This is a genomic window from Sphingobium sp. TomTYG65 (assembly GCF_055395525.1).
On sequence record NZ_AP027331.1, the window covers coordinates 845,451 to 858,118 of the forward strand.

A 12,668-nucleotide genomic window follows, 5' to 3' on the forward strand; every position below is an offset into this window, starting at 1 on the left:
ACCGTCTGGCCGGCAAACGCGCAAAGCAGAAGGTCAGAGGGACAAAGTGTAGCAGTGGGAGGATGGAAGAATGGGCGGTATCAATCGATCATTTGTATCCGGCGTACTGGCGATGCTATTGGCGTCGCCGGCTTTCGCTCAAGAGGGGACGGCGCCGGAAATGCAGGCGCCCGACGCTCAGGCGCAGCAAAGCGGCACGGGCCTGACCGACATTATCGTCACCGCGCGCCGGACACAGGAAAGGCTGCAGACGGTCCCCGTTTCCGTCACGGCACTGTCGGGCGAGTTTCTCGAAAAGCAGAATGTGATGGACGTGACCAGCGTCCCCCGCTTCACGCCCAACCTGTCATTGTTGCAGCAATCGACCAGCCTGACCGCAGTGTCGCTCTTCATCCGCGGCGTCGGCAATCAGCAGCCGGACGCCGCAACCGATCAGGCCGTGGGCGTCTATCTGGACGGTGTTTATATCGCACGCGCCGCAGGCGCCATTTTCGACCTTGTCGACCTGGAACGCATCGAAGTTCTGCGGGGGCCGCAGGGAACTTTGTTCGGCCGCAACACCATCGGCGGAGCCATCCAGCTGGTCACGAAAAAGCCGACTGACGAGATGCAGTTCGAAGCCAAGGCCGGTTACGCCAGCTATGATGACTGGTTTGTCCGCGGTCGTGTAGATACCGGATATATAGGCGGGTCGCCCATCAAGGTGTCATTGGCAGCCATGCACCGCCAACGCGACGGCTATGTCGACAATCTCTACACGCCGGACAACAAGGATCCCGGAGCACTTCGTAGCGATGCCTTTTATGCCGGCGTGCAAGCCGACCTGGGCAAGGTAACGATCAACTATAATTTCGACTTCAACTATCGATCCGGCACGGCGCCTTATTTCCAGATGCTGGCGGCGACGCCCGACGTCTTCAACTATTTCAGCCAGTCTCCCAACTTTGGCGGCGATCCGTTCCTGATCAGTCCGGATCGCATCAATCCCGGCTTGCAGGATGGTTTTGTCGATCGCTTCGGCAAGCTGCGTTATGGTGCCCGATCGCGTATTTCGGGCCATTCCGTGACGATCGCCTACGAACCGATCGACGAACTGACCCTGAAGTCTATCACCGGCTACCGCCGTTTCTGGCAGGACACGATCCTCACGCTCGACGGCAATGGCTATCTGCGCGGGCCCGTCATCGATTTCAATCCTTCGTCCCCGACCGGTGTGGCCATCGCCGATGTGGGCCTCTACAATGGCAACAACGCTCCACAGAAACAGTGGCAATTCAGCCAGGAATTTCAGGCGCTCGGCACGTCGGGCGACTTGAGCTATGTGGCCGGCGTTTATTATTTCTATGAAAAGGGGTCTCAGAACAATCGCCAGGCCTTGACGCTGGTGGTGCCGACGGCGTTTCTGGGCGCCTTCGGCGTTCCCGCCTCTACGGCTGCAAACATCTTGGCCAATCCGCAATTGACGCCGGGAGGGCTCATCGGCCTCAACCTGACGCCTACCTTGGGCTTCCGGGCGACCTCCGAATCCGCTGCCATGTTCGGCCAGCTGAGTTGGAAGCCCTCCGCCTTGGACGGCAAGCTCGAAATCACCGGCGGCGCGCGCTACACGCAGGATCGCAAGACGTTGCAGCGTACCGATCTGCCGACAGTGAGTCCGGCCACGGTCGTCAACAACGACAACGTGTCATGGCTTGGTTCAGTGAACTATCGCTTTACGCCTGACATCATGGCCTATGCGCGCGTATCCACAGGTTATCGCTCTGGCGGCATAGACCCGCAAAACCCGCTGGGACAGCTGACGACTTATAAGCCAGAGACTGTCACCGCCTATGAACTGGGCCTGAAGTCCGAACTGTTCGATCGGCATCTGCGCCTCAACCTGTCTGTATATCAGACCGATTATTCCAACTTGCAGATTCAGCAGTTCCAGAGCGGCAGCGGCGGCGCGACCTCTGTCGTCTCCAACGCCGGCAAGGCCCGATTCCGCGGGTTCGAAACCGAAGTCACGGCGATCCCCTTCACCGGGTTTCAGGTCGATGGATCGGTCGGCTACGTCCATCCTGACTTCAAGGAATATCTATACCGCGATCCTGACTTCACCTCTCCGACTTTCAATCAGCTGATCAATGTCGGGGACGAAGCGCATCTGTCGCAGTCACCCAAATGGAACGCCCGCGTCGGCGGCCAATATGCGGTTGATGTAGGGGTCGGCACGCTCACGCTACGGAGCGACTTGGCCTATCGCAGCCGCGTTTATTTCTTCGCGCTCGATCGGGTTAACCCGTTCAACCGCGACGTCAGCTCTCGGCCCGATTATGATCTCAGCGCCCGCATTTCCCTGTCAGACATCAAGATCGGCGGCGGGACGATGGATATCGGTTTGTGGGGCGCAAACCTCACCAATCAGCGCAACCTCGACTTCGGCATCGACTTCGGCGGACTGGGCTTCGGCGCAGGTTCCTACAAGAAGCCCCGAACCTTCGGCGGCGATGTGAAGGTCAACTTCTGATCACATTCGTGAAGCGATATCGTGGAGACGGCCCGATGGATGTCATCGGGCCGTTTTCAGATCACTCGAAGCTGACCCTTCGTATCTCGCCAAAACATTCCTTAGCTCGGCCAACGCAACTATAATCATCCAAATTGTTGCAGATTAGCAACAAAACGGAAATAAATGATGGCTGCCTCATGATCGCGGACCCACATTAGAATTCTCGCGTTCCCGGCTTGTTGGCGTGAAGGGCGCCAACTGGGCGGCAAGGGGTCCAGAGACATGGCTAAATATCATTTGCTATCCGCAGCAGCTTGTTTGGCGCTGGCTGGGGCTAGCCATTCCGTATCTGCACAAACTTCAGCGTCTCAGCCACAAGAGAGTTCCGGCAATCGAGACACGGATACAATCATTGTCACTGGATCGCGTATTGCCCGACCGATAGTTGATAATCCTCAGCCGACAACTACAGTTAATTCGAATACGATTGAAAACCGCAGCTATACCAGTGTTGGTCAGGCGCTACAGGATCTTCCCGGTTTTGCACTTCCCGACAGTAGCCAGTTCGGGCAGCAAGCCAACGGGTTTAACGTCGGGCAGCAGTTTGTTAACCTTTATGGCCTCGGGTCGCAGCGCACATTGACCCTCGTCAACGGACGCCGCTTTGTGGGCGCCAATCCCCCCTCGATCTTTTCGGCGGCCGAGAGTGGATCGCAAGTCGATTTGAACACCATCCCCACCAAGCTGATCGAACGCATAGAAACTGTGTCGATCGGCGGCGCTCCCATTTATGGGTCGGATGCGATCGCGGGCACAGTCAACATCATCCTGAAGAAGAATTTCCAAGGTATCAGCGTCGATGGCCAATCAGGGATTAGTCAGCGCGGAGACCTTTTCAATTGGCGTGTCCGTGGACTTGCAGGGCAAAATTTCGCTGACGGTCGCGGGAATATCACCGTCAACGCTGAATATTCCGAGGACAAGGGACTTCTCGGCACACGGCGCGCTTCCGTGGCGCGACAGCGCCAGTTTGTGCAGCCGTCCGATCCAGACTCTCCCTTTGCGTTGATACTCGCAGACAATGTACGCACATTTCTGGGCACGGAAGGCGGAATCCCTTATTTCATAGACCGCGGCACCCTAGACCCGAACATTCCAGGATCGCCTCGCAATATTCGTAATGCAGCAGGTCAGTTGGTTCAATTCGGACCGGGAGGAGTGCTAATTCCCTATGATCCGGGGCAGACAACGCCTGATCCCACAACGTTTATCGGAGGTGACGCCCTGAACTTTGCCACTATTGATAATCTCAGGGTCAACTCGAACCGTTTTAATGCCGCCGCCCAGCTCAATTTCGAGGTTAACGATAACCTCCGCTTGTTCGGCGAGGCGTGGTATTCCCGCACTCGCGCCACAAATTTGCGTGACCAACCTGTCTATAACACGGCATTCTTCCGTTCGGCCGCGCCGGGCACATTCGACCCCAACGGCAATTTCATCGTGCGCCTCAACAATCCTTTTCTGAGCGCCACAGATCGAGAGACCATCCGCGCCAGTCTGATCGCGAACGGCCTTCCTGCCACCGATGAGGAGGGCGTTTTCTACCTCGGACGTGCCAACACCGATTTGGTCTCCGGTGAATCCCGACTGAAGCAGGATCTTTATCGGTTCGTAGCAGGCGTGGAAGGCAACTTTGACGCGCTTGGCCATCAGTGGACCTGGAATATTTCGGGCAACTATGGCCGCACCAAAAGCATTTCACTTATACCCTCACTCGTCGAGCCCAATCTACGGCGCGCGCTCAACGTTACGACCGACGCGAGCGGTAATATCGTTTGCGCTCCGTTCAATCCGGATCCTAACGATCCGACGCAACCGCCGATCCCCAGGACCGATCCGAACACACCGCCCTATGAAACGGCTTATGCGGGAACGATTTCGCAAACATGCGCTCCGCTCAACATATTCGGCTCGGGCACCCCTAGCCGGGCGGCGCGCGATTATGTGACAACTATCGCGCGGACCAAAGCAGTCACGACGCAACGCGATTTTGTCGCGACCTTGAGCGGTGCGGTCGCGAACTTGCCGGGCGGTGATCTTGCGGTGGTTGTCGGATATGAGAACCGGCGTGAATCCTCATCCTTCCGGCCCGATGCCTTTTATACCACGCCATTAGGGCGCTCTATCCCGATCTTTGGCTTAAAGGGTTCTTACACAACCAATGAATTGTTCGGCGAATTTCGTGCGCCTTTGATTGGGGAGGATCAGAATATTCCATTGATCCACGAACTGGAGATCAATGGCGCAGGGCGGTATGTCCATAACTCCGTCACGGGGAACGCGTTTACATGGACAGCAGGCGGGCGCTGGGCGCCCGTGCCCGATCTTGCAATACGGGGCAACTTCACCCGTGCCATCAGGGCTCCAGCGGTAGGTGAATTGTTTGTTCCTAATCAACCGGCCTTTGATGGCGGCTACGACCCATGCGATGTGTCCAATCTCAAGAGCGGCCCCAATCCGTCTGTACGTCAGGCGAATTGCGCAGCGGCTGGCTTGCCGGCGGATTTCGTTTCGAACATCAATTCGATCACTGTCCCTATCACGGTGGTTGGTAATCCTGACTTGAAAGAGGAATATTCCAACAGCTGGACGGTCGGTGCAGTGCTTACACCGCGTTTCTTGCCGGGCTTCAGTCTGGCGGTGGATTATGTCAGCATCGACATTCGTGATGCGATCACTTCTTCGAGTGCCGAGGATGTTCTGACGACATGCTATGACTCGACCGACTACCCCAACAATCCTTTCTGCGCACTCATCACCAGAAGCACGGATCCGGATCCCGAATTTTTCGGGCAGGTCGAAACTCTGTCAGAACCCTACATCAATCAGGGCCGGGTTGTATTTCGCGCCATAGAGGTTGCGGGAAGCTATACGCTACCGCTAGGCGATGAGAGCCGGCTGACGCTGGGAGTTAATTATCAACATACTCTGAAGGGCTTCACCCAGATTCGCGAAGGGGGACCCGTCACGGTTACGCGCGGTGAAATTGGCAACAGCAAGGATATCGCTGTCGTCGAACTCACCTACGAGAAGGGACCGCTGACCTGGTTCAATCAAGTCCGCTACGTGGGACCGGCCCGGTTCGACGCCACCGAGCCCCTGGGCACACGCGAGGTCGATAAGGTTGATGCATGGACCGTGTGGAACAGTTCCATAAGCGTGGATGTGAACAAGCAGTTCCGTTTGCGGCTGAACATCGACAATGTTCTCGACGTCAGCGTGCCCGATCCTGGTACCACTGGCAATGCCGTTCGTAATACCTATTACCAGGGAATTTTCGGACGAACCTTCCTGATAGGAGCAGAGGTGAATTTCTAGGGGGCCCACCTATGCCCAATGAGTAAGCGGCGGCGTGACCGGGGAGCATGTAGGAGCCTCATGAGAGCATACTGCTAACCCGGCGCCAGCCGTTTGTTTGCACGACAGAGCATTTCAGCCAGAAGACTTCGCTGACAACTGCGTCGCAGCTTGGAAGAAGGGTGGAGTTGGAGACGTTCAGACCGGATTCGCCAAACCTTGTCCGCCTAGCTGTTAGCAACCACCCATAGACGCTCTAAGTCGCACAGCTTGATGCGGCCATAGCCGACCTCGATCAGCCCTTCGCGCTCGAACTCAGACAGGTGGACATTCACCGTCTTGCGGGTCACGCCTATCATCTCGCCTAATAATTCCTGGTTGATCCGGATGATCGGGGCCGCACCGATCAATGTTTCGTGATATCCGCCCGCCGCCGCGATCAAGCGAGCAGCGATGCGCTCACGCGGGCGCAAGGAAATCACCTCCGCCGCCATGCGGACGGCGCTGCGCATGTTTTCGTAGGCGAAGCCGGCAATCGCCCGCCAGATTTCCGGCCGACGTTCCGCCACCCGGTCGATCGCGGTTTCCGACACCTCCAACAGGACGCAGGGATCGACGCACACTGCTGTGACAAGGCGCGGTCCTCCGCTGAACCGCGTCGCATGGCCGAGTACCGATCCCGCTTCGACAAGACCGATCATAACCTCCCGACCACCCGGCGCAGCGCAATAGGACTGTAACACGCCCTCGATGACCACGAAGAGGCCGCTTCGATCATCCCCTTCGGCCTGAGCCCATTCCCCGACGTCCAGCCGTACAAGCACGCCCTCTTCCAACAGGCTTTCTGCAAGTGCGGCGGGATAGTCTTTCAACCAGGCCGCAGTCCGCAAAACCCGCAGCGCGGCATCCCGATCATCGCTTTTCATTTTTCAATTGTAACTTTGGTGACAGTAAGGCGCGAGAGATTTCGATAGCCTCGTCACGATATAAAAAGGGAGCGGATGAGCTATGGCGACGGCCGGTCAAGGCAGAGTGGTTCGTATCGGCGGAGCGACGGCGTCCTTTTCCGACACCGCGCTATCCGTGCCGCAATTGCTGGGGGGCGGACGGCTCGACTATCTGATCTTTGACTATCTCGCCGAAGGGTCGATGGGTATTTTCGGCCGAATGCAGGCCGCCGATCCCCAAGCGGGCTATGGCGCCGATTTCCTGACCGTTCATGTCGGCCCTTATCTGCACGAGATCGCTGCCCAAGGGCTGAAGGTCGTCGCCAATGCCGGCGGGGTCAATCCCGCGGGGCTCGCCGCAGCGCTCGAGCGGATGATCAGCGAGGCGGACCTGTCGCTCACCGTGGCCTATGTCGACGGCGACGATCTACGTCCCTGCATCGAGGAACTGCGGGCAGCCGGCCATCGTGACATGTTCACAGGAGCCCCCTTCCCCGACAATGTCATCAGCGCCAACGCCTATCTGGGCGCTTTCCCCATCGCGGCGGCGCTTGCGAAGGGAGCGGATATCGTCGTGACCGGCCGGGTGGTCGATAGTGCGGTAGTGCTCGGACCGTTGATTCATGAATTTGGCTGGGGACCGGACGATTTCGACTTGCTGGCGGCGGGCACGTTGGCCGGGCACCTGTTGGAATGCGGCGCACAGGTCACGGGTGGGACCTTCACCGACTGGCGCGACGTACCCGATTGGGCGAATATCGGCTTTCCGATCGGCGAGTGCCAGGCGGACGGCAGCGTTGTGATCACCAAGCCCGAAGGCACGGGCGGACTGGTGTCGGTCGGCACAGTCGCCGAACAGCTGCTTTACGAGGTCAGCGACCCAGCGGACTATATCGTGGCGGATGTGCGTTGTGATTTCAGCGACGTGAAACTGGAACAGATCGGCAAGGATCGGGTGCGCGTCACGGGGGCGCGAGGGCGGCCGCCGACCGACAGTTACAAGGTTTGCGTCACCTTCGATGGCGGCTGGCGCTGCATCGCCTATCAGCCGATCATCGGCGAAGACGCCGTCGAAAAGGCTGAACGGCAGGGCGAAGCGCTGTTCGCCCGAGCGCGCGCACTGCTGCGGTCACGCAACATGCCAGACTTCTCTATGACCGACATGGTGATGATCGGGGGCGAGGCCAGCTTCGGCGCGCACCGTCAGCAGGTCGAAACGCGAGAGCTGATCTGCAAGCTTGTTGCCGATCATCCCGACGCCCAGGGAGCGCAGATTTTCGCGCGTGAACAATGGGCCGGCATTTCGGGAATGTCCGTCGGCACCTCGATCAACCTCGCCACCAACATCGTGCCGATGACGGGGATATTTCTGTTCCTTCTGGATAAGGGCGCGGTGACGGCGCGAGTAACCTGCGCTGGCGTCTCCCAGGATGTGCCAGTACCCCCCGGCGTTCCTGCCGATGCGAGCGCCCCGGCCAGTAGAGCGTCACTGCCTGCCCCTGCCGAACCCGGCGAAGTTCCTGTTGATCTTGTGCAGCTGGCATGGGCGCGCAGCGGCGACAAAGGCCAGCTGTTCAACGTCGCGGTCATCGCCCGCCATGCCGAATATCTTCCCTATCTTCACGCCGCGCTCAGCGCCGGTGCGGTAAGCCAATGGTACCGTCACCTCGGACCGGCAGGTGAAGCCCCGCGCGTCGATCGTTATGAGGCGCCCGGCTTCCATGCCCTCAATTTCGTGATTCACGACGCGCTTGTTGGCGGCATCAACGCCAGCACGCGGCTCGACCCCGCAGCCAAGGGAATGGCGCAAATGCTGCTGCGCTTCCCTGTGCCTGTTCCCGCAGCGATGGCGGCAAAGCTGGGCGGTACCACCCTCTCCGGCAAAGGAAGTTGAAATGGCGGACTATTCCTATCTGATGAAGGGCATCGAGAAGGTTACGACCGACAGCAGCGTGCTGGTCAGTTCTTCCCGCTATCTGAATGACGCGCGCGTGCGCGATTGGGTGGCTACCCATCTGTTGCGCCGCAACGGCCCCGATATTCCCACGCCGTCCGACTCCATCCAGCTCGTCCAGATCCTGCGCGAAGTGCAGGACATCGATCACATCAACGCACTTTTCACGGCCGAACGGCAGAAGAATCCCGCCCTTGACGCCTGGTTCAAGGAAGGCTTTGTCTCGACCTTCGAACTTGATGACCTGAAGCATTATGGACCGGAAACGGTGGGCGGCATCTTTTACGCGCAACTCACCAATAATGACCTACAGGTCGATATCGTGCCGCCTTTCACTCCGCGCAACGACTATGAATATTTCCAGCTGCGCGCCGGACAGACGCATGACCTTGAACATATTCTCGGCGGGGGAGGCTTCGACTTCATCGGCGAACTGGTGCCCTATTATATGCGGCTGACCAACTTGTTCATCCATATGAGCCCTGAACTTGCCGGTGAACTGTCGGCTTTCTCCATCCTTGGATCGACCCGGATTCTCACGCGCGCCGTGCTGCATTATCCGCAGACCTGGTTGATCACCCAGAATGCGGTGGAGCGTGGCGCAAGGGTCGGTCGAGAGTCCGCGCCGATTTACATGATGCGCTATGAGGATGTGCTGGGACTGACACCCGAAGCTGCGCGTGAAGAACTGGGCATCAAGGGTGTTCAGCTGGTGGACACCGCTGAAGCCTCTGCTCAGTGGAGCTAGGTCGTGGGCGCACGGATTTACCGCCGCCCACGCACAGTCCTGTTCAAGATTAGGGGTGCTTCACCCGAGCTCTGAACGCATGCAGCAAAGGCTCGGTATAGCCATTAGGCTGCGCCACCCCTTCGAACACCAGCGCCCGCGCAGCCTGGAAGGCGAGGCTGCTCTCTTCCCGCCCGCTCATCGGCTGGTACAGCGGATCGCCCGCATTCTGCGCATCGACCTTCGCAGCCATCCGCTCGAGCGCGGCATCGACCTCCTCGGCCGAACAGACCCCATGCAGCAGCCAATTGGCGATATGCTGCGACGAAATCCGCAAGGTCGCCCGGTCTTCCATCAGGCCGATGTCATGAATGTCCGGCACCTTGGAGCAGCCAACACCCTGGTCCACCCAGCGCACGACATAGCCCAGTATTCCCTGCGCATTATTGTCCAGCTCATCGCGAACATCCTGCGCCGACCAGTTAACCCCCGCTGCGAGCGGGATCGTCAGCAAGGCGTCCAGCCCCGCAACCGGCTCCGCCTTCCGCTCCTCCTGCCGTGCGAACACATCGACGGCATGATAATGCGTCGCGTGCAGCGTCGCCGCCGTCGGCGAAGGCACCCAGGCCGTGTTCGCTCCCGTCATGGGATGGCCGATCTTCTGCTCCAGCATATCGGCCATCCGATCCGGCGCGGCCCACATGCCCTTGCCGATCTGCGCCTTGCCCGACAGCCCGCAGGCAAGGCCAATCTGCACATTGCGATCCTCATAGGCCTTGATCCAGGCTGCGCCCTTCATCTCACCCTTGCGGATCATCGGCCCTGCCCGCATCGATGTATGGATCTCATCCCCGGTGCGGTCCAGAAAGCCGGTGTTGATGAAGACGATCCGGTCCCGCACCGCATGGATGCAGGCGGCCAGGTTGGCGGAGGTCCGCCGCTCCTCATCCATCACACCAACCTTCAGTTGATGTCGCTCCAGCCCCAACAGATCCTCTATCGCGTCGAACAGATCGTTGGTGAAGGCGACTTCCTCCGGCCCATGCATTTTGGGCTTCACGATATAGATGCTGCCCGCGCGGCTGTTAACGAAGCGCCCATTCCGCCGAAGATCATGCAGCGCGATCAGGCTGGTGACGATCCCGTCGAGGAGGCCCTCCGGAGCCTCCGCCCCGTCGCTCAACCGCACCGCAGGCGTCGTCATCAGATGCCCGACATTGCGCACGAACAGCAGCGACCGTCCCGGCAGCGTGAAACCGCTCCCGTCAGGCGCGACATAGCTGCGGTCGCCATTCAACCGCCGCGTCATCATCGCGCCGTTCTTCTCGAAACTATCTTCCAGATCGCCCTTCATCAGCCCCAGCCAATTGGCATAGGCCGCGACCTTGTCCGCCGCATCGACCGCCGCGACAGAATCTTCCAGGTCGCATATGGTCGATAGCGCGGACTCCAGGACAATATCCGCCAGATGCGCCGGATCATCCCGCCCCACGGGATGCGTCGCGTCGATCACCAGTTCGATATGCAGCCCATGATTGCGCAGCAGGATATTGTCACCCGTCCGTCCTGCAAATTGTGCAGGGTCCCGCAAGACCGGCCCGTCACCCCGCCAATCCGCCCAGCTTCCCTCCGCCAGAGGCGCCGCTCGGTCCAGAAAGGCTTTCGCCCAGGCGATGACCTGCGCCCCGCGCGCAGCGTTATATCCCTTCCCCGCAGCCGCGCCGGGAATGACGTCTGTCCCATAAAGCGCATCATAGAGGCTCCCCCACCGCGCATTGGCCGCATTCAGCAGGAAGCGCGCGTTGAGGATCGGCACCACCAGCTGCGGTCCCGCCAGCCTCGCCAGCTCATTATCCACCCGGCTCGATCCGATCGTGAAAGGTGCAGGCTCGGGCACCAGATAGCCGATCTCGCGCAGAAACGCGCTGTAAGCCTCCTCATCGACGGCCTGCCCCGCTCGCGCCTCATGCCAGGCATCGATCTGCGCCTGCATCGCGTCCCGCTTTGCCAGCAGCGCGGCGTTGCGCGGCGCAAACCGCTCGAAAATCGCGGCCGTACCCTGCCAGAAGCTATCCGCACCGATGCCAGTGCCGGGCAACACCTTCCCATCGATAAAGTCCGCCAGTTCGGCGGCGACCTTCAGGCCGGATTTTTCGATCAACTCGGGCATGGCTCCACTCCGCGCAAAAACTGCACGCAAGCATAACCTCGGCCGCTATCCTCGCACTAGACAAGAAAAAGCAAAAAGATATTTTCCTTATAGGAAAAGATCATGATGGACCCCGACTACCTCCTCTTCGCCCGTGCCGTCGAAGCCGGAAGCCTTTCCGCCGCGGGGCGCATGCTCAACATCTCGCCCGCGATGATGTCGAAACGCATTTCCCGCCTGGAAACGCGCCTGGGCGTGCGCCTCATTCATCGTACCACCCGCCGCCTCGCGTTGACGGAGGAAGGAGCCAGCCTGCACAGCGACATCGCCGCCATCCTGGAAGCGATCCAGCAGGCGGAGGACCGCGTCACCAACCGGCACCGCGCCATATCCGGCCCACTGCGCGTCTCTGCTCCCACCTCCTTCGGCCGCCTCCACATCGCCCCGCATGTGCAACGCTTCCTCGAAACCCATCCCAAGGTCGATCTGGAGATGAACCTTTCCGACGCCTATGAAGATATGCTCACGCAGCGCATCGATGTAGCCATCCGCATCACCAGCGGCGTGCCGGCCCACCTGCAGGGCCATTATCTCGCCGCCAACCGGCGCATCCTGTGCGCCAGCCCCGCCTATCTGGCCGAACATGGCGCTCCCCAGAAGATCGCCGACCTGTCCCGCCACCGGCTGCTCGCAGCGGACGGCCAGCTTCCCTGGCGTCTCGTCAACGGCCGCGCACGCAAACAGGTCGATGGCCGCAGCCATGTGCGCACCAACAGCAGCGAGATTGTCCGCGAACTCGCCGTCACCGGCGCCGGTATCGCCCTCCGGTCGCTCTGGGACGTCGGCCCGCTGCTCACAGAAGGGAAGCTCGTTCGCCTCTTAGAAGGCTGGGAAGGCCCGGCCGACCTCGCCGTGTACGCCGTCCACCCCCGCGCCGCAGGCCGCCCCGCCGCAGGCCGCCCCGCCGCAGTCGATGCCTTCATCGCCTTCCTGCGAGACATGTTTCGGGATGGAGACTGGAACAACGCATTATGATCCTGTGA

7 protein-coding genes are annotated in these 12,668 nt (G+C 59.8%); 5 read left to right on the top strand and 2 right to left on the bottom strand.

Annotated elements, in window-relative coordinates:
* The first annotated feature begins 70 nt into the window (after positions 1 to 70).
* Together ACZ5Y5_RS17690 and ACZ5Y5_RS17695 are read left to right on the top strand one after the other, a co-directional pair.
* A complete protein-coding gene (locus tag ACZ5Y5_RS17690) occupies positions 71 to 2,509 on the top strand; it encodes a TonB-dependent receptor (RefSeq protein ID WP_464810735.1) in 2,439 nt (812 codons plus the stop codon).
* Positions 2,510 to 2,773: 264 nt separating this feature from the next.
* Entirely contained in the window at positions 2,774 to 5,869 is a 3,096-nt protein-coding gene (locus ACZ5Y5_RS17695; RefSeq protein ID WP_464810736.1) for a TonB-dependent receptor domain-containing protein, read from the top strand.
* 206 nt (positions 5,870 to 6,075) lie between these two features.
* Here ACZ5Y5_RS17695 and ACZ5Y5_RS17700 read toward each other — a convergent pair whose 3' ends face one another.
* Positions 6,076 to 6,774 (bottom strand): Crp/Fnr family transcriptional regulator, encoded by a 699-nt coding sequence (locus ACZ5Y5_RS17700; protein WP_464810737.1) that lies wholly within the window; start codon positions 6,772 to 6,774, stop codon positions 6,076 to 6,078.
* Between the two features lie 82 nt (positions 6,775 to 6,856).
* On the opposite strand from ACZ5Y5_RS17700, the gene ACZ5Y5_RS17705 reads away from it, so the two are divergent.
* Both ACZ5Y5_RS17705 and ACZ5Y5_RS17710 read left to right on the top strand, forming a co-directional pair.
* Complete coding sequence (locus ACZ5Y5_RS17705; RefSeq protein WP_464810738.1) at positions 6,857 to 8,689, top strand: acyclic terpene utilization AtuA family protein; 1,833 nt, start codon at positions 6,857 to 6,859, stop codon at positions 8,687 to 8,689.
* A gap of 1 nt (position 8,690) precedes the next feature.
* The gene (locus ACZ5Y5_RS17710) at positions 8,691 to 9,497 is read left to right on the top strand and encodes a Coq4 family protein (protein ID WP_464810739.1); all 807 of its coding nucleotides are present in this window, start codon (positions 8,691 to 8,693) and stop codon (positions 9,495 to 9,497) included.
* A 49-nt stretch (positions 9,498 to 9,546) separates the two neighbouring features.
* Here the strand turns inward: ACZ5Y5_RS17710 and ACZ5Y5_RS17715 are convergent, their stop codons facing one another.
* The gene (locus ACZ5Y5_RS17715) at positions 9,547 to 11,646 is read right to left on the bottom strand and encodes a malate synthase G (protein ID WP_464810740.1); all 2,100 of its coding nucleotides are present in this window, start codon (positions 11,644 to 11,646) and stop codon (positions 9,547 to 9,549) included.
* 105 nt (positions 11,647 to 11,751) lie between these two features.
* On the opposite strand from ACZ5Y5_RS17715, the gene ACZ5Y5_RS17720 reads away from it, so the two are divergent.
* Positions 11,752 to 12,660: a LysR family transcriptional regulator gene (locus ACZ5Y5_RS17720; RefSeq protein ID WP_464811643.1), complete on the top strand. Its 909-nt coding sequence runs from the start codon at positions 11,752 to 11,754 to the stop codon at positions 12,658 to 12,660.
* Positions 12,661 to 12,668: the final 8 nt, after the last annotated feature.

What these genes read in the sequence shown, in the direction of transcription:
- ACZ5Y5_RS17710 (WP_464810739.1), top strand. Translation starts at nt 8,691, where the DNA reads ATGGCGGACTATTCCTATCTGATGAAGGGCATCGAGAAGGTTACGACC.
- ACZ5Y5_RS17720 (WP_464811643.1), top strand. Translation starts at nt 11,752, where the DNA reads ATGGACCCCGACTACCTCCTCTTCGCCCGTGCCGTCGAAGCCGGAAGC.
- ACZ5Y5_RS17700 (WP_464810737.1), bottom strand. Translation starts at nt 6,774, where the DNA reads ATGAAAAGCGATGATCGGGATGCCGCGCTGCGGGTTTTGCGGACTGCG.
- ACZ5Y5_RS17695 (WP_464810736.1), top strand. Translation starts at nt 2,774, where the DNA reads ATGGCTAAATATCATTTGCTATCCGCAGCAGCTTGTTTGGCGCTGGCT.
- ACZ5Y5_RS17690 (WP_464810735.1), top strand. Translation starts at nt 71, where the DNA reads ATGGGCGGTATCAATCGATCATTTGTATCCGGCGTACTGGCGATGCTA.
- ACZ5Y5_RS17705 (WP_464810738.1), top strand. Translation starts at nt 6,857, where the DNA reads ATGGCGACGGCCGGTCAAGGCAGAGTGGTTCGTATCGGCGGAGCGACG.
- ACZ5Y5_RS17715 (WP_464810740.1), bottom strand. Translation starts at nt 11,646, where the DNA reads ATGCCCGAGTTGATCGAAAAATCCGGCCTGAAGGTCGCCGCCGAACTG.